Raw genomic sequence first — 18,112 nt, forward strand, 5'->3', positions numbered from 1 at the left:
TTATTCAATAATCGCAATTCCTGGACCAGCATGGGCAGTAATTACTTGTTCTTTGCTAAATAATTTGGTAAATGTTTCTTGTACCTCAGATAAATGGATGTTTTCCACTAAAACTTTGACATTAGGGCCAGCATCCATCGTAAAGTAGCATGGAATGCCTTTTTTTCTCAATTGCCGCACCGCATCCATCGCTTTTAAGCTGTCAGGAGACCAGTAAGTGAATGGAGGCTGGGCAGCTAAAGTCGTTCCATGCATTTTTAGTCCGTTTCTTTCCATCGTTTCTCCGAGAAGTTGGAAATCTTTTGTTTTGATTGCTTGTTTCAATTGATATAGATCCCCTTCAACGGAATCTAACCAGCCTTGATAAAAACTGGATGTTTCGACTGTCCGACGCATCCCATTTCTGCTGGACACTTCTTTTTTCTGGTCGTTGATCAAAACGAAAACCATTGCTAAATCGTCTTCGAAAGAATCGGAAGGGACTGGCTTAGCGTAAGAACTTAAGTCGTCATGGCCTTTTTCCCATTCGACGAAACCACCGAAAATACTTCGGCAAGCTGAACCAGACCCGCGTCGAGCAAATCTTGAAAGAGAGAGATCATCTAATCCAAGCTTAAGAGCAGTATTGCAAGCTCCTGCTAAAGCAGCTAGCCCGCTGGCAGAGGAGGCTAATCCAGCTGCGGTAGGAACGAAATTCTGACTGATTACTGAAGCTTTTAGTGAGAGGCCGGCTTCTTTACGAAAAAGGTCAAGAAACTGACTGACTTTTTTTGTTGCTTTTTCGTCTTGCAAGGTGCCATCTAGATAAAATTCATCTACCATATAGCTATCAGAAAAGATGACTTCTGTCTCTGTATAAAATGCATCCAATGTTAACGAAAGGCTGTTGTTCATTGGAAGGATGAGTTCTTCATTTTTCTTACCCCAATATTTGATTAGAGCAATGTTGGTATATGCGCGTGCTTTGCCTTTAAACATAGGTATGTACTCCTAATCCTTGTATCCAAGTTTCAGCAGCACCCGCATCTTCAAGTGCTTGACTGATTTCTTGGGCTTTTGTTTTTGTTTGTGCTAATGCAATCATACAGCCACCGCGTCCACCGCCAGTTAATTTGGCACCCAATGCCCCGGTATCTTTTGCTGTTTGGATCAATAGATTAAGAAAATCATTGCTGATTGTCAGCTTTTCCAGAAGTGATTGTGATTCATCCATTGTCTGTGCCAACGTTTCTGGTGAATTTTCAATGATTGCTTGTTTTGCTTGCTTCGTCAAGTATCCTAATTTTTGGATCATTTGTCCAGTTTCATGAGGCTGGGTTTCAAAGAGGTGAGCGACATCTTTGACGGCTTCTCTTGTTTGTCCTTTGATTCCTGTATCAGCGACAATCAAAAAAGCATCGATGTTCAAAGAAAAGTAGTCAAAAGGATGCCCTTTTGTAAAATAAATCGGCTGCAAGCTGCTAGTAGCGGCTGCATCGATTCCACTAGGATTACCGTGGGCGATTTTTTCCGAAAGCTGGACATTTTCTAATAGTATTTCACGAGACAAAGGAAATGCTAAGTAATCATAAAAAGCACGAGTGACTGCTGTGGCGACTGCAGCGCTTGATCCCATTCCACGTTCAGCAGGAATCGTGCTTTCAATGGTCAGTTGCAAGTTTTTTTGGATGTCATGCTGTTTTTTTAAGTGAATGAATAATTTTTTGATATTTTTTAATGCATGAGGAGCTTCGGCTAAATTTCCTGAATAGTAGGAAGAAACCAGTTGATCGTCCATTGCATCCAGCTCTTCAAGGAATGCGGTGACTTTTGTTGCATAGAAAGGAAAGGCAATCGCTGGTTCTCCATAAACAACCGCGTGCTCGCCCATCAATATGATCTTTCCGCTTGATTCTCCTTGGCCATAGTTTGCCATAATCTAACTCCTTCTCACGTAAAAGTGATTTTTAAGCAAAAAATAAAGCGCCCAAAACGAGTTGCGCTGCTTCACGAATTTTTTTGTCCACTAAGGGTCTCAAAAAACATTCCTCCTTTATTTTACTAAAACCATCTCAGAAGTAAAACTAAGAATACGTTTTCTAAAGAAAAAACACTTTTTTCTTAAGAATTTTTTGACTTTTCTTCTTCTTTGACTAGAAAAAAATACAATTGACACTACTAGATATTGGGGGTATATTTAAAAAGGTTGGAGTTAAACACAATATTTAGTGATGAAGTGAGCTGGAGGTAAATGAGCGTGATCGTTTTAGCAGGTACAATTGGTGCCGGAAAATCAAGTTTAACAGAAATGATGGCTGAACACTTTGATAGTCAGGCATTTTATGAATCGATTGATGATAATGAAGTCTTGCCCTTATTTTATGCAAACCCTGAACAGTATGCTTTTTTGCTGCAAATTTATTTTTTGAATAAACGTTTTGCAAGCATCAAACAAGCAATGAAAGATGACAATAATGTATTGGACCGTTCGATTTATGAAGATTCACTGCTTTTCCATCTAAATGCAGATCTAGGAAGAGCAACAGAAACAGAAGTTCGTGTGTATGATGAACTGCTGGAAAACATGATGGAAGAACTGCCCTATGCTGCCCATAAAAAACACCCGGATTTATTAGTTCATATTCGTGTATCTTTTGATACGATGTTGGAGCGTATCGAAAAACGTGGACGTTCGTATGAACAATTGTCCTTTGATCCAAGTCTATACGATTATTACAAAGAATTGAACAGACGTTACGATCAATGGTATGAAGAATACAAAGAAAGTCCAAAAATCCAAATCGATGGAGACCGCTATAATTTTGTGGAAGATCCTCAAGCAAAAGAAGAAGTCTTGAAAATGATCGAAGAAAAATTAGCAGAGATTCGCCAAACCAAAGTAGCCATTTGATTTACAGTTGCTCAAATAAAGGGTAAACCTTTATTTGAGCGACTTTTTTCTTTATACTGGAAACAAATGTCAGGAGGATAGAGTATGCGGGAAAAACACTATTTTAATCAAGACCGTAATTTTTGGATCAATGTACAGCAAAACGATGTGCTAGCTGTTAAAAACTTAAAAGAAGAATATGGCATTAGTGACGAGATGCTGACTTATTCTCTAGATAAAAATGAACGGGCGCGCGTAGAGTACGATTCTTTTGATGAAGCGTTACTGCTTGTATCAAATGTTCCGCACCAGCAAAAAGTCGATAATCATTATGAAACTAGTCCTATCGCTTTTATTTTAAAAGAAGACGGTTTGTTTACATTTACCACGCCGAATACCGAGTACGTGATTCGACTAATTCGATCGCTTTTGGAACGAATGCCAGACATGAGTGTATACAGTTTATTGTTTCGTACATTGTTTTTGATTTCTGATTCCTTTTTTCCTTTAATCGAGGAAGTGAATAGTGAACGTCAGCGGCTTAATCTGAAATTAAGAGAAAAAACAACGAACAAGAATCTGCTGCAACTTTCAGATTTAGAGATCGGTTTGGTTTACTTAGTTACAGGAACAAAACAAAATGTAGTACTTTTAGAACAAATCAAGGCATTGGCTATTTATCGCAAGTTGTCAGAAAAGCAAAAAGAAGAGTTGGACGATGCACTGATCGAAGCACGACAAGCAGTTGAAATGACGAACTTAGCTTCGCAGATTTTAGACCAGCTCTCTGGCACTTATAATAATTTGCTGAATAACAACTTGAATGACACGATGAAATTTTTGACGGTCTGGTCGCTGATCTTGACCGTTCCAACTATTGTGACAGGATTCTTCGGAATGAATCTCCAGTTACCCTTTACCCATTCCGTTTTCGGATGGGGAATCGCCTTGATCATCAGTTTGGTCTTATCTATTTGGATGCTTATTGCACTGTGGCGGCGGATTCGTTGATCTAGTCTTTGATCTGCAAACCAAGGGCTTGGGCGATCACAAGTGCTTGCTCTTGGTTGACGATTAGTCCCGCCAAAGAATCTTGAGATAAAGCGATTGCTGTGAAGAAATTAGTCGTAAAGTCTAATCCCTTCAGAGAAGTTCGAAACCAGTTCGAACCGGTTAACTGATTGTCAGACAAAAAAAGGTTTTTCCAAGTGACCTCATAAAATTCGCTGTCTTCTAATTGACAATGATCGAAGGAGACAGCTTTCAAGTTTGTACTACTAAAGGAAGCCATCGAAGCAATACAATCAGTGAAAGTACAGTCTCGAAGATAACTTTCGGCAAAATTCGTACCTGTTAATTTACATTGATGAAACACGACTTGGTGGAAACTGCCACCAATCCACTCCAGATTGGAAAAATCACATTTTTCAAAAATGACATTACTGCATTCAAAATGACGTAAAACTGTTTTTTGCATCGTAAGTTTTTGGATATGACTCTCTCTTAATACCATATTTTTGGCATCGAGATAGCTTTGGTCACCCCCGTTGATCAGAAGACCAGAGAAGATCTCCTCATCTTCTAAATAAAACTCTCCCTTTGTAAGAAGAGGAAGAGAAGGTGGAATAGGTTCGATTTTTTTCATGTGGGTTCACCTCGTTTTTCTTTAGTATAGCAAAGAAACGGGAATCACTGCTAGAAAGTCTGCTAATCTAATCATTTTCAGAAAAGGAAGACAAACTGTATGAAAAACATTGACAAAAAGATTAGTTTTTGCTATACTATGATGGTTGAGAAATAAAAGCAGAAGCACCCGCTTCTCGCCTTAGTTGATAATGTCACTGGGCTAGATAGTTTTCACTGGTTCTATTAGGTGAAGTACGCGCGGGTTCTGTAAGAGAACTCGTTTTTTTATTGCCGTTTATTCGGTAAGCTTTTCTTTCTCTCATAATATTTGGAGGTGAATGACCATAGCAAAGGATATGATGGTTAACGACGGCATTCGTGCACGAGAGTTACGATTGATCGGTTCAGATGGTGAGCAATTAGGAGTTAAGTCAAAAGCAGAAGCATTGAATATTGCAGAACAAGCAAACTTGGATCTTGTGTTAGTTGCCCCTGGTGCGAAACCACCAGTTGCGCGAATCATGGACTACGGTAAATACCGTTTCGAACAACAAAAGAAAGACCGCGAAGCGCGTAAAAAACAAAAAGTGATCAATGTAAAAGAAGTTCGCTTAAGTCCTACGATCGACTTGAATGACTTCAATACAAAACTTCGTAATGCACGTAAGTTCTTGGAAAAGGGCGATAAAGTGAAAGCTTCTATCCGTTTCAAAGGCCGTGCCATTACCCATAAAGAAATTGGTCAAAAAGTCTTGAATCGCTTAGCTGAAGAAACTGCGGATATTGCAACAGTGGAACAAAAAGCGAAAATGGACGGACGCAGCATGTTCTTGACGCTGGCACCGAAAAACGACAGTAAGTAATTTGAATGACTAACTGGCTGTTGGACAGCCGATAGTCGGATAACGAAAGATTTTGAGGAGGAAATATAGTCATGCCAAAACAAAAAACACACCGCGGATCAGCAAAACGTTTCAAACGTACTGGTAAAGGCGGATTGAAACGCTTCCGCGCGTTTACAAGTCACCGTTTCCACGGCAAAACAAAAAAACAACGCCGTCAATTGCGTAAAGCAAGCATGGTTTCTAGTGGCGACTTCAAACGTATTCGCCAACAACTAGCAAAAATGAAATAAGAAGTACAAATAACAGAATTTGAAGATTTATTTTTATTAGGAGGAATTATACATGGCACGTGTTAAAGGTGGAACAGTAACTCGTAAACGTCGTAAAAGAGTGCTAAAATTAGCAAAAGGTTACTACGGTTCAAAACACACTTTATTTAAAACAGCAAAAGAACAAGTAATGAATTCATACAACTACGCATATCGCGATCGTCGTCAAAAGAAACGCGACTTCCGTAAATTGTGGATTGCTCGTATCAACGCAGCAGCTCGTATGAATGGCTTGAGCTACTCAAAATTAATGCACGGTTTGAAAGTTGCTGAAATCGACATCAACCGCAAAATGTTAGCTGACTTGGCTGTAAACGATGCAGCAGCATTTACTGCATTGGCTGACCAAGCAAAAGACGCTTTGGCTAAATAAGCTAAACAATTATAAAGAGGAAAGAAGATAACGAAAAGTTATGTTCTTTCCTCTTTTTTAGTGTTGTAATATACATAATTAAACAAAACAGTAAGAGAAATTTAGTAATCATTATTTCATCCTGCAGATTATTGGATTCATCGCGCATTAAAATAGAATAGATGCTATAATTTTTAAGAGAAAAGGATATTATTTAGCTAACTTTTCTTAAACAAAATATAACGAAAGAGGGAAAAAAGTGAATTGGTTAAAAGAAAATATAGACAAGAATAAAAGAATAGCCATGTTGTTATGTACTTATTTAATAATGGTTGTATTAAATTTTTTAACACCTTTAATTGCTGATGATATTGAATACATGTATAAAACTACGGATTTTTCAACTATACTACAAGACGAATATCATCAGTATATGACGTGGACTGGAAGATCCGTGGTGCATATCATCGCTCGTGTGTTTTTATTGATGCCTAAAATGGTTTTCAATTTAGTCAATCCATTAATTTATGTGTTGTTAACCATTTTGATTTACAAGATAACGACAAAAGATAAAACAGAGTTTCATGCTTTTAAATATTTGATGATAAATGTCGTTATATGGCTATTCATTCCCACATTTGGACAGACGATTTTGTGGGAAACAGGCGCTGCAAATTATTTATGGGGGGGAATAATTATAACTAGCGTTCTGTTTATTTACCATCGTTATTGTTATGCCGATAGATTACTCCCTTTTAAATCAGTAGGAAACCTTATAATTATGGCAATTTTAGGTGTCGCCGCAGGTTGGTGTAATGAGAACACATCTGGAGGTGCTGTTTTAATTATTTTAGGTTATATCTATATAACTTACCGTAAGAAAAAGCCATTACAATTATGGATGTTCTCAGGCTTGGTTGGTACTATTTTTGGGTTGTTTATGATGGCATCAGCTCCAGGAAATGCGATTAGAGCAACTTACTTTGAACGTAGTACATGGTCTTTACCTCATAAATTGTTTTCAGGAATTGTAGATATTACCCAAACTCTACAAGAAAATGGATTACAGTTATTTATTTTATGTGCAATATTACTGTCATTGGGAATAATTTTTGATCACAGAAAAGAGTGGTTACGTCTATCTTATATTTATATAATAGCAGGATTGGCAACTATTTATGTATTAGCAATATCACCTGCAGGTCTTGGATGGGGGCGTTCTTTTTTTGGCGGAGTATTATATATTCTTATTGCAATGATGATAGAATGGCCCGATAAAATTGAAAAAATTGCGCCAAAGATTGTTTACAGTGTAATCAGCTCTATTTTGCTAGTCCAATTTCTATTTTCGTTTGCCTTAGGATCCATTGATATTGCACGTTCATATCGTAATATTGAAGAACAATACGATTACTTGAAAGCTCAAAAGCAACAAGGTAATTTGAATCCTGTTGTAAGTGAATTCCATTCGTATAATAATACGAGTTATCCTGCCTATTCCAGCGCACTTTCGCATATAAAAGGGGATGTTGATGCGCAAGTAAACAGAGCTAACGCAAAGTATTTTGATTTACAAAGTGTCCGTTCTATAACTGAAGAGGACTGGAAAAATATCTATAAAAACGGCGATTCTAAACTGATGAATATATGGAATGCTCAGGATTATCTAAAAAAACTAGCGGACTCTGAAAATCCACTCATTGTTGCTGGATTTGGTGATGTCACACAGATAAATGAAACGTTGATAAATGACATGATAAAATTTTTCCCTAGCTTAGATCCAGAGATTTTTAAACAACACTGGAACTTTTCAGGAATGATTCTAGATAAAAAAGAAGCAATTTTATCACAAAAACAAAATTACAATATTTTCAGTAAAGATGTGGCTAGAAAAGAAATTACTGTTCGAACTAGCTATACGGCTTACGAAGATCAGCAGTTTGGATATATTAACATTGACGGGATAGCAATTTCACGGAATAAACCTGGAATCAATATAGTTGTTCTATCTAATGATGGAAAGATCTTGGATTCTGTAAACATTGGCATAGTTAATGAAGAAGTGACTTTATTAAGATAAGGTTACTGAGACATCTTTTCATAAGTTTGTTTCCTTTTGAACACCGTTTATTCGGAAAAAGGGGACTGTGACACGACTGTTGTCACAGATCCCTTTTTTTGTTTACAATTCTTCACCATATAAAACGGGATAACAACGTATAAGTCTAAAATAACATAATTAAGGTTTTTTAATTGAAATCCGAACATTTATGGTCATCCTTTAATGAAAGCGCTAACTACATAAGTTAGAATGAGTTCGACTGATATATTAGTTTGCTTATCAGAAAAACAAAATGGACGGAGGAATAACATGAGTGATATTATTATTGGTATTTTGTTAGTTATCTCATTCTTTTTCATGGTCTGGTACTGTGTAAAAGGCTATAACTTGATGGTCGGCTTTGCCATCATGGCTACTGTATGGATGGGATTAGCGCTAGTCGGAAACACGTTTTCACCAAACCCGGCGATGGAAGGGCAAGGAGTAATTGATGTGTTGACGCATATCTATACGACGGGGCCAGCTGAGTACGCCAAATCGATCTTGGTAAATGTCTTCTTTGGTGCCTTTTTCGGGCGTGTTCTAGTAGATAGCGGAATCGCAGCTACCCTGATTCGAAAGGTAGTTGAACTTGGAGGGGACAAGCCAAGAATCACGATGAGCTTACTATGTATTGTAACCGCTGTTATATTCATGTCGATGACAGGAATCGGACCAGTGATTTCTATTGCAGTTATTGTATTGCCGATCTTGATGTCATTAGGTATTTCAGTACCGGTTGCACTGTTCTCATTTGTGGGCTCGATTATGGCTGGAATATTTGCTAATATCGTCAATTTCAAACAATATCAAACGATTTATGCTGGTTTCAATCCAGCGGCTGAAAGCTATACTTATAATGACTATTTCCAAATTGGTATGATTGGGATGATTGTAAGCTTAGTTGTGGTACTAACGGTCGCTAATATATCAATGAACAAAAAGAAACGCTATGCAATGGCAGCAAACGTACCAGCTGAAGGTGGCGACGCACCAATGATCTCATGGTTAGCCGTATTATTACCAGTTTTAGGGGTCGTTCTTTTAGATCTTCCAATCATCTTAGGTTTTATTCTAGCAGGTATCTGGGCATTGCTGTTTACTGGAAAATTGCGCGGAGGTTATAAAGAAATCTGTCGTCAGTTTGCGAAATTATTTACAGATGGCGCAGTAGATGTTGCACCAATGGTTGGTTTCTTGATGACCTTAGTGATGTTCAATAATTCAGCTGCGTATGCTTCTCCTTATTTTTCAGCTATTTTTGGAGATTGGATACCGCAATCACCATTAGTCTTGGCAATCGTATTTGCTATATTGACACCACTAGGATTTTTCCGCGGTCCAATGAATCTAGTCGGTTCAGGCTCAGCTATTTTAGCTGTCGTGTTAGCTGTTAATCCAACGATGTCGCCAGCCTTTTTGTTCCCGTTATTTGCAATCACAACGATTGCTCCTCAGCATTTAGATATTACACAATCTTGGGTTGCTTGGGGATTAGGTTATACAAAAGTAACTTCTCGAGAAGATATGAAGAAATCCATCCCAACTGGTTGGATCATCGGTGCGATCTTATGCCTGATCACGTTCTTATTGTACGGGAACGCCTAGTAAACAAAACGTCGATAAAAACGATTAGATGAATGGAGGAAAAGAAAATGAAACGTTTTGTGCGAATGGGAATTGATGTTGGCGGTACACATACGAAAGCAGTCGCAATCGATAATGCGACGCACGAAATCATCGGAAAATCTTCAGTGAAAACAACCCACGATGATGTCCGTGGAGTAGCCGCAGGTGTCGTTCAGTCTTTTCAAAATTGTTTGCGGGAAAATAATATCAGTCCAGAAGATGTTGTGTTTGTTGCACATTCTACCACACAAGCGACTAATGCACTGATTGAAGGAGACGTAGCAAAAGTCGGCGTAATCGGGATGGCAAAAGGTGGATTAGAAGGTTTTTTAGCAAAACGACAAACTAGATTGAACGATATCGATTTAGGGAATAAGAAAAAAATAGAGATTGTCAATGCATTCTTACCTGTCAAACACTTAAATGTAGACCGTGTTTCAGAAACGATTTCTTCTTTAGAAAGAGAAAGAGCGGAGGTCTTGGTTTCTTCTATGGCATTTGGAGTAGATAATGGGGAACCAGAACGAGTTGTTTATGAAGCAGCATCTGTGAAAGCGATCCCTACAACGATGGCTTCTGACATTACGAAATTATATGGATTGACAAGAAGAACTCGGACAGCAGCAATCAATGCATCTATTTTACCAAAAATGCTAGATACGGCAACCTCTACAGAAGATTCCGTACGAGAAGCAGGGGTCAATGTTTCTTTGATGATTATGCGCGGAGACGGCGGAGTAATGGAAATCAATGAAATGAAAAAACGACCTGTTTTAACCATGCTTTCCGGTACTGCTGCATCAGTCATGGGCTCTTTGATGTACTTGAGAGCGTCTAATGGTGTTTATTTTGAAGTAGGCGGAACAACAACCAATATCGGGGTCATTAAAAATGGACGTCCAGCAATCGATTATTCAATTGTAGGTGGCCACCCAACATATATCTCTTCATTAGATGTTCGGGTTCTAGGTGTGGCAGGCGGTTCGATGGTACGGGCTAATCAGTCAGGAATCATCGATGTCGGTCCACGTTCTGCACATATTGCCGGTCTAGATTATGCAGTATTTGCGGAGACAGAAAAAATCAAAGGTCCTAAGGTTGAATTTTTCTCTCCTAAAGAAGGAGACCCTGCTGATTACGTCAAGGTAGTGATGGAAGACGGAGAAGAAGTGACTATTACAAATACATGTGCAGCCAATGTCCTTGGATTAGTGCAAGAAGAACATTTTTCTTATGGAAATGTCCCATCTGCACGAAAAGCCATACAGGCATTAGCAGACTATTGTCATACGACGGTTGAAGACATCGCAGAGCAGATCATGGAAAAATCCTATGCTAAGATTGAACCGGTGATTTTAGAATTGGCAGACAAGTATCACTTGGAGAAAGATCAGATTTCTCTTGTAGGTGTAGGGGGCGGCGCTGCCTCATTGATTACTTACTTTAGTAATAAAATGGGTGTGAAATATTCGATTCCTGAAAACGCCGAAGTGATTTCTTCTATTGGTGTAGCACTTGCAATGGTCTGAGATGTTGTAGAACGTATCATCCCTTCGCCAAGTAAAGAAGATATACGATCGTTGAAAAATGAAGCGATGAATAAAGCGATTGAATCAGGCGCTACACCAGAATCGATCGAAGTCCACGTAGAAATCGATCCACAGACTTCAAAAGTAACGGCTATCGCTACTGGTTCTACGGAAGTGAAAGCAACCGATCTAACCAAGGAGATCACAACAGAAGAAGCACTAGAGCTTGCTGCAGAGGATATGCGATTAAATAAAAATGAAGTTTGCTTATTGGAAAATACACCTTTCTTTTATGTATGTGGCGAACAGAATCGTTCAAAAAATGCTGGAAGTCTTCGGATCATCGATCAAAAAGGATTTATCAAGGTCCAACGTGGACATGCTTCATGTATGAAAACAACTGCAGCCAATTATATGACAGCTGTCGAACAACTTTGGGAAGATATGGTAGTTTATCAAACTGAATTGATTGCCCGACCAGAATTTTATCTCTGCTTAGGAGCAAGAGTCTCTGATTCTACAGCGACGGATCTGGAACAACTACAGCTTTTGATGGATCTGGAAGTATCTACTATGGAACCGGAGGAAGAAGTGATCGTCGTTGCCGGAAATATCAAACAAACATAAGTTAGAAGAGTTACTAAACGAATTACAACAGATCCCCGAAGAAATTTGGGGATTCTACCAGTTTCGGCGAGATTTATTTTGGAAAAAGATTCCTTTGTCCAAGCAGAAAATCCTTATACAACAATCAATCGATTGTGGTATCGAAACGGCATGTAGCATCAAAAAAAAGTACCCTTTTGCCGATGTAGGAGAAATTTGTGAACAAATGGCTGTTCCAATCGTTTCCTGTGAATCAGAGCAAATAAACGAACGAATCACTTTTGCAACTTATGCAGAAGATGAAGGGATCCGATTGATGACGGAGCCGTTAGAAAAATTAAAATGTTCAGGACTAGCTTCGATCTCTAAAGAAACAGCGCAAGCTTTGATTATTGGACATGAACTATTTCACCACATCGAAGCTTCTGTTAAGGGAATTTATACGCAAAGCGAAAAAATTGTGCTGTGGCGGTTGCCTTTTTATACACATCAATCAAACATTCGTGCATTGAGCGAGATAGCAGCGATGAGTTTTTCAAAAGAGATGAATCAAAGCGATTTTTCGCCTTATGTATTAGAGGCAGTCTTACTTTGGCCATATAATGAAATTCGTAGCCAAGGGATCTTAGAAGAAATAAAAAAAATAGAAAAAAGATGTACGGAGTATGATTTAGATTACAAATAAAGAGACTGTGACAAAAGTCGTGTCACAGTCCTTTTTTTCCGAATAAACGGTGTTCTCCTGTCAACTCCTCGGTCACAAGTCAAAATATTCAACAAACATGAGAAGCTGTTTTTTGAAATTGTTCCTTGTGACTCGGAGATGAACGGCAGGCTCACGACCTCTTGGAAAACGGTGTTCAAAAGCTTGCATCTGCGGTAGTAAGTCCAGCCAAGTTAAAAACATAAGAAGCTATTTTTACTTGGCTGTTCTTATTACTTGATGCAGGGCAGCTTTTTCACAACCTCTCAATAAACGGTGTGCAATCAGCTGACCCTCGGTATTAGCTCAAAAAAAACGGCAAAATATGAGGAACTATTTTGCCGTTTCTTTCTCTAATACTCAGGTCAAAACGCTGATTCCAAAACCTCTTATTTGATGGGTCTGTCCTGAATATCTTCAAAATAATCGGGGTAATTATGAATCACGTATTCTTGCTCCTCGATAATCATATGTAAATGCATCGTGCAAAGAAATCCGACTTCATCAAAGTTATGATCAATCATTGATTGAAGCATTGTCTGATGTTCATCTAATACTCGACCCCAGTCTAATTCTGAAATCGTCAAACGTAACCATCTGAAACGGTTCAAGTGCGTACTATAACTTTCTAGCCAATCCCAAATTTCTCGTTTTCCAGCAATTTCATAACAAGTTCGGTGAAAATCAGTATCCAAATCAAAAAAAGCTTTTTTATTTTGAGCGATCACTGCCTGATCGGTTTGTTCTAGTATTTTTTCTAGTTTAGCTTGATCTTGCTTGGTCATTTTCGCACTGCATTCTTGCAGGATCGGTTTTTCCAACTTTTCCCGCGTATAACGGGCTAATGAGGCAGATCGGATATCGATTTTTGAAACATAAGTGCCGGACTGTGGAATGGTTTTTACAAGCTCTTGATTGCGCAGTTGGATCAGTGCTTCTCGAATCGGTGTACGCCCGATAGCTAGTTGTTCTTCTAACACTTTATCGGAGATTTTACTTCCAGGTGCTAACTCGGAATAAATGATTTGTTTACGTATAGATTCATAAGCTTGCTGTTGCAAATTATTGATAACCATTTAACCTTCCTTTCTATGCAGATATAATCTATTATAACATAAATCGCTTACAAATCGTGTGGGCATAAAAACACAGTCTGCAAAAAAAGCCCTGATAGGCATGCCTATTAGAGCCTCGAAAAGAAAAATATTGAATCAATCTGGTCGTACCTCTTGGATCGGTTTGACACGACCGCCGATTCTTTTAGCAAAAGCTTCGGATTCTTTTTTGTCTTTGAAAATGAGCAGATTGTCTAAGTTTTTTTCCCGAGTGCGACAGCCAGTTTTATCGATGTAACCGTGCATTACTTTAACGACATACATGGGGATCACCTGCTTTTTTCTTTTCATTATACGAACTACTCGACACAATACAAGAAAAATGCTTAGACGGTCTTTATTAAGAATTTACATCATCCAAAGAAGCGTACGCTTGGAATAACTGATCTAACTCCGGATTGACTTTGCTCAGCTTCACTAATCGCTGCGAATCAGAAAGTAAAAAACAGTGTTTACTACTGCCAGTAGTTTTTAATTTTTTGTCTTCAGTTCCCACAATTTCGTAGCTAAAATCCAACCGTGTCCCCGTATACTTTTGGATAGTTGGATGGATGCTCACTTTTTCTCCGTAATGGATCATTTCTTTATAGCTACAATTTACTTCCAGAACGGGGATGATGATCCCAGATTCTTCGATTTTTTTATAGGGAAACCCTAGATGTACCAATAAGGCTACCCGAGCCTCTTCAAACCAGCGGATATAATTGCTGTGATGAATAATCCCCATTTGATCTGTTTCATAATAAAAAGGTTCTCGCACATAACCTGTAAATTTCTCCATGACTCATGCCTCGTTTTCCATTGATTTTTTACAAAAATAATTCATCCATTTCGGAAGTGCTTCGCTGATTTGTGTCGGCAAAACAATATATTGTTCTTTTGCCAGCTGGTCTCCAATGAAACTATGAAGATAAACAGCTGCTGCAATCGTTTGGTCATTTTGAGGAAACTGGGCTAAAAATCCTGTGATCATCCCAGCTAAAGTGTCACCCATGCCGCCTGTTGCCATAGCAGCAGAACCTAAAGGATTGGTGTAGAAGTGCTGGTGACCATAAATTTTTGTCTCATGACTTTTCAAAACGAGCACAGCACCGATTTCCTGTTGCTTCTTTTTGTTTTCTTTATCCCGTTGTTCTTGTATCGGTAGAGAACTCAACCGTTGCCACTCCATTTGATGAGGTGTAAGTACAGTTTGTTCGGGATAGGGTAGCAAAAGATGATTAGCAGCAAGTAAACTTAAAGCAGAGCCATCAATCACCAGCCATTGTTCTTTTGATTGGTTTTCTAGTACTTGTTTGAAACGTTCCAAACTCTTAGAAGAAGTACCCAATCCGGGACCAATCAAGAGTACATCTGCTTGCTTTATTACGGAAAGAAACTGGTCAGTATCCGTCCAATCTACAATCATTGCTTCTGGCAGATGACTGTGAAGAGCACTCCGATTTTTTTCATCAGTTACTACAGTCGTGAGACCCGCTCCGCTGTGTACGGCAGCTAAAGCACTCATAATGATTGCTCCGCCATATTGTTCATTGCCGCCAATCAAAACGATACGTCCAAATGTTCCTTTATGTGAAATTTTTGGACGAGGTGTGATGACTCTTTTCACTAGTTGTTCGTTTATCAGCATCGAAAAACCTCCTTTTACTCATTATAGCGTATATTTTTTTTAGAGAAAAACAGATAAGAAAAGGAATTGTCAGATTTTTTGAACTATTTTTTTCTGTAATTTGTGGTATCATGAACACGAAGACTTAAATAAGTGGAGGATTAACTTTATGACAATTGATTGGCAAAAAGAAGTAGAAGCACGTAAAGAAGACTTGCTTGAAGACTTGAAAAATCTTTTACGTGTCAACAGCGAGCGCGATGACTCAAAAGTAACACCAGATGCACCATTTGGACCTGGACCTCGCGACGCATTGAAACATATGTTAGCTTATGGCGAACGTGATGGATTTAAAGTAAAAAATGTCGATAACTATGCAGGGCATATTGATCTTGGCGAAGGAGACGAAACGCTAGGGATATTTGGACACATGGATGTCGTTCCTGCAGGAGATGGCTGGGACACAGATCCTTATGAACCAGTAATCAAGGATGGAAAGATCTTTGCACGCGGATCAAGCGATGACAAAGGTCCAAGTATGGCAGCTTACTATGCGATGAAGATCATTAAAGAACTTGACTTGAAACTATCAAAAAAAGTTCGCTTCGTAGTCGGCAGCGATGAAGAAAGCGGCTGGGGCGATATGGCTTATTATTTCGAACATGAAGAAGAACCAGATTTTGGTTTCTCACCAGATGCTGAATTCCCAATCATCAATGGTGAAAAAGGAAATGTTTCTTTAGCTTTACGCTTCAAAGGCGACAATGCAGGAGATTATGTCTTGAAATCTTTTGTTTCCGGACTTCGCGAAAATATGGTGCCAGGAACAGCAACTGCAGCACTTCAAGTACCAAGTGCAGATGCAGCTATCGCGATGGAAGAAGCATTTTACCAATTCATCGAAGCAAATCCAGTAAGCGGAACGATTGAAGCAGACAATACGTATGTAAAAATCGAATTAGTTGGTAAAGGCGCACATGGTGCAAGCCCACAATCTGGTATCAATGCAGGTTCTTTCTTGGCATTGTTCTTAGATAACTATGAATTCCTAGGATCTGCTAAACAATTTATCCACGTAGCAGCTGCTTATGTCCATGAAGATTTTTATGGAGAAAAACTAGGAGTCGCTTATGAAGATGAAAAAATGGGCAAATTGACAATGAATGCTGGACTATTTGCTTTTGAAGAAAATGGTACAGAGGAAGCGAACTTCATCAATATGAATTTCCGTTTTCCAAAAGGTGTAACAGTAGACGGATTGCAAAGTGACATCGAACAAACAGTGGGGCAAGAAGGCGCAACAGTTACTCGAGGTGCTCGCGTAATGGAACCACATTACGTACCAATGGATGATCCATTGGTGGCTACATTATTGCAAGTCTATGAAGACCACACTGGAGAAAAAGGCTACGAACAAATCATCGGTGGCGGAACTTACGGACGTTTGTTGAAACGTGGCGTTGCTTATGGAGCGATGTTCCCAGGATATACTGATACAATGCACCAAGCAAACGAATTTATGAGTCTTGATGACTTGTTCAGAGCAACAGCAATCTATGCAGATGCCATCTATCGTTTGGCAAAATAATTAATTAAAAAGAGGATCAAGAATTGCAAATTATTTTTGCAGTCTTGATCCTTTTTTTACTTTCTACTGTGGTATTCATGATAAACATGATATAGATTCAATTCATATTCTTTCTTAGCGTTCGTGACGACTGTATCCAAAATCAACCCTGTTACTAATGAAAGAAGTGCTAAAGTCATCAATCCAGTACTTAAAATCGCAGAAGGGATGCGTGTAATAAAGCTTGTCAGCATATATTCGCGAATCACAGGAATCCCCGTGACCAATCCAAATAAAAAGAAGAAGATGGTCCAAATCCCAAAGAAAAGCAAAGGTTTATAATCTTTAAACATTTTAATAATCATCATGATCACTTTGAATCCGTCAGAGAATGTATTCAATTTTGATTCGCTGCCTTCAGGACGATCACGATAATCGATTGGGATCTCAACGAACTTGAATTTTTTATCTAGAGCATGGATCGTCAATTCCGTTTCGATTTGAAAACCAGAACTCATAATAGGAAAACTTTTGACAAAGATACGATTGAATCCTCGATAGCCGGTCATGACATCAAGAATTTTTGTTTTATACATTCTAGTAATTGTATTTCTAACAAGGTTATTTCCAAAATCGTGGAAAGGTCTCTTATTCTCATCAAAGTAGGTTCCATTTGATAGGCGATCACCAATGACCATATCTGCTTCACCAGAACGTAATTTCTCGAGCAAACCATGTACAGCTTCTGCAGGATAAGTATCATCGCCATCTACCATTAAATAATAGTCGGCATCGATATCAAAGAACATTTGGCGGATCACATTTCCTTTTCCTTGACGAGGTTCTTTTTTTACGATTGCTCCACCTTGAACGGCCAATTCGTATGTTCGATCGGTCGAATTATTATCATAGACATAAATATCTGCTTCTGGTAATTCTCGTTTAAAGTCTGCAATGACTGTTGAAATTGTTGCTTCCTCATTGTAACAAGGAATCAGAACAGCAATTTTTTCTTGTTGTTCCATTTTTCACTCTCCTTAACTATAGAAAACAAAAGCTAAATTAAAAATACCTCATAATCAAAGGAAATGCTAGTTTTTCCCGCTAAATATCATTTATTTAAAAAGAAAATACTGGAATATATGTTTGGAAAGCTCTATCTAAAAAACCACCCACTACAAAAGAAGGACATGATACCTCTCTTTTGAATAGTGGGTGCGTATTCGTTCTCT

The 18,112-nt window shown here is 38.5% G+C and carries 17 protein-coding genes, 1 pseudogene and 1 other annotated feature; of the genes and pseudogenes, 10 read left to right on the forward strand and 8 right to left on the reverse strand.

What is annotated here, in order from left to right:
* Together mvaD and mvk are read right to left on the reverse strand one after the other, a co-directional pair.
* Nucleotides 1-978: a diphosphomevalonate decarboxylase gene (gene mvaD, locus RBL01_RS01035; protein ID WP_307780897.1), complete on the reverse strand. Its 978-nt coding sequence runs from the start codon at nt 976-978 to the stop codon at nt 1-3.
* Nucleotides 971-1,915, reverse strand: a complete 945-nt coding sequence (gene mvk, locus RBL01_RS01040; RefSeq protein ID WP_002288231.1) for a mevalonate kinase — start codon at nt 1,913-1,915, stop codon at nt 971-973. The genes mvaD and mvk overlap by 8 nt, the downstream gene beginning before the upstream one ends.
* Before the next feature lie 315 nt (nt 1,916-2,230).
* Here mvk and RBL01_RS01045 point away from each other — a divergent pair, with 315 nt between their 5' ends.
* Together RBL01_RS01045 and RBL01_RS01050 are read left to right on the forward strand one after the other, a co-directional pair.
* The gene (locus tag RBL01_RS01045; RefSeq protein WP_002294164.1) at nt 2,231-2,890 is read left to right on the forward strand and encodes a deoxynucleoside kinase; all 660 of its coding nucleotides are present in this window, start codon (nt 2,231-2,233) and stop codon (nt 2,888-2,890) included.
* Between the two features lie 84 nt (nt 2,891-2,974).
* Nucleotides 2,975-3,880, forward strand: a complete 906-nt coding sequence (locus tag RBL01_RS01050) for a magnesium transporter CorA family protein (protein WP_002319478.1) — start codon at nt 2,975-2,977, stop codon at nt 3,878-3,880.
* 1 nt (nt 3,881) lies between these two features.
* Here the strand turns inward: RBL01_RS01050 and RBL01_RS01055 are convergent, their stop codons facing one another.
* On the reverse strand, nt 3,882-4,514 hold the full coding sequence (locus RBL01_RS01055) for a pentapeptide repeat-containing protein (RefSeq protein ID WP_002294161.1): 633 nt from the start codon (nt 4,512-4,514) through the stop codon (nt 3,882-3,884).
* A gap of 150 nt (nt 4,515-4,664) precedes the next feature.
* Nucleotides 4,665-4,790, forward strand: a sequence feature (ribosomal protein L20 leader region).
* Between the two features lie 43 nt (nt 4,791-4,833).
* Between RBL01_RS01055 and infC the strand changes: the two genes are divergently transcribed.
* The 7 genes and pseudogenes from infC (at nt 4,834) to RBL01_RS01090 (ending at nt 12,571) form a co-directional block, all read left to right on the forward strand.
* On the forward strand, nt 4,834-5,358 hold the full coding sequence (gene infC, locus RBL01_RS01060) for a translation initiation factor IF-3 (protein WP_002319479.1): 525 nt from the start codon (nt 4,834-4,836) through the stop codon (nt 5,356-5,358).
* Nucleotides 5,359-5,429: 71 nt separating this feature from the next.
* Entirely contained in the window at nt 5,430-5,630 is a 201-nt protein-coding gene (gene rpmI / locus RBL01_RS01065) for a 50S ribosomal protein L35 (RefSeq protein WP_002289309.1), read from the forward strand.
* Nucleotides 5,631-5,682: 52 nt separating this feature from the next.
* Complete coding sequence (rplT, locus tag RBL01_RS01070) at nt 5,683-6,042, forward strand: 50S ribosomal protein L20 (RefSeq protein WP_002293355.1); 360 nt, start codon at nt 5,683-5,685, stop codon at nt 6,040-6,042.
* A 238-nt stretch (nt 6,043-6,280) separates the two neighbouring features.
* Nucleotides 6,281-8,101, forward strand: a complete 1,821-nt coding sequence (locus RBL01_RS01075) for a DUF6056 family protein (RefSeq protein WP_002319480.1) — start codon at nt 6,281-6,283, stop codon at nt 8,099-8,101.
* 291 nt (nt 8,102-8,392) lie between these two features.
* Nucleotides 8,393-9,730 (forward strand): citrate transporter, encoded by a 1,338-nt coding sequence (locus tag RBL01_RS01080; RefSeq protein ID WP_307780896.1) that lies wholly within the window; start codon nt 8,393-8,395, stop codon nt 9,728-9,730.
* Between the two features lie 47 nt (nt 9,731-9,777).
* Nucleotides 9,778-11,907: pseudogene (locus tag RBL01_RS01085) on the forward strand (hydantoinase/oxoprolinase family protein).
* Complete coding sequence (locus RBL01_RS01090) at nt 11,882-12,571, forward strand: hypothetical protein (RefSeq protein ID WP_002289315.1); 690 nt, start codon at nt 11,882-11,884, stop codon at nt 12,569-12,571. Before RBL01_RS01085 ends, RBL01_RS01090 begins: the two are co-directional and overlap by 26 nt.
* A gap of 407 nt (nt 12,572-12,978) precedes the next feature.
* Here RBL01_RS01090 and RBL01_RS01095 read toward each other — a convergent pair whose 3' ends face one another.
* The 4 genes from RBL01_RS01095 to RBL01_RS01110 form a co-directional block, all read right to left on the reverse strand.
* The gene (locus RBL01_RS01095) at nt 12,979-13,665 is read right to left on the reverse strand and encodes a GntR family transcriptional regulator (RefSeq protein WP_002289316.1); all 687 of its coding nucleotides are present in this window, start codon (nt 13,663-13,665) and stop codon (nt 12,979-12,981) included.
* Nucleotides 13,666-13,800: 135 nt separating this feature from the next.
* The gene (locus tag RBL01_RS01100) at nt 13,801-13,995 is read right to left on the reverse strand and encodes a hypothetical protein (RefSeq protein ID WP_002315615.1); all 195 of its coding nucleotides are present in this window, start codon (nt 13,993-13,995) and stop codon (nt 13,801-13,803) included.
* A 49-nt stretch (nt 13,996-14,044) separates the two neighbouring features.
* The gene (locus tag RBL01_RS01105; protein WP_002289317.1) at nt 14,045-14,485 is read right to left on the reverse strand and encodes an acyl-CoA thioesterase; all 441 of its coding nucleotides are present in this window, start codon (nt 14,483-14,485) and stop codon (nt 14,045-14,047) included.
* Nucleotides 14,486-14,488: 3 nt separating this feature from the next.
* Nucleotides 14,489-15,334: an NAD(P)H-hydrate dehydratase gene (locus RBL01_RS01110; RefSeq protein ID WP_002319484.1), complete on the reverse strand. Its 846-nt coding sequence runs from the start codon at nt 15,332-15,334 to the stop codon at nt 14,489-14,491.
* 148 nt (nt 15,335-15,482) lie between these two features.
* On the opposite strand from RBL01_RS01110, the gene pepV reads away from it, so the two are divergent.
* Nucleotides 15,483-16,901 carry a dipeptidase PepV gene (gene pepV, locus RBL01_RS01115; protein ID WP_002294157.1) on the forward strand — a complete coding sequence of 473 codons (1,419 nt, stop codon included), beginning with the start codon at nt 15,483-15,485 and terminating at the stop codon, nt 16,899-16,901.
* 56 nt (nt 16,902-16,957) lie between these two features.
* Here the strand turns inward: pepV and RBL01_RS01120 are convergent, their stop codons facing one another.
* Nucleotides 16,958-17,905, reverse strand: a complete 948-nt coding sequence (locus RBL01_RS01120; protein WP_002289860.1) for a glycosyltransferase family 2 protein — start codon at nt 17,903-17,905, stop codon at nt 16,958-16,960.
* Nucleotides 17,906-18,112 lie beyond the last annotated feature (207 nt).

Origin of the sequence: Enterococcus sp. SB12, from assembly GCF_030910025.2 — a bacterium.
Classification (GTDB): domain Bacteria; phylum Bacillota; class Bacilli; order Lactobacillales; family Enterococcaceae; genus Enterococcus_B; species Enterococcus_B faecium.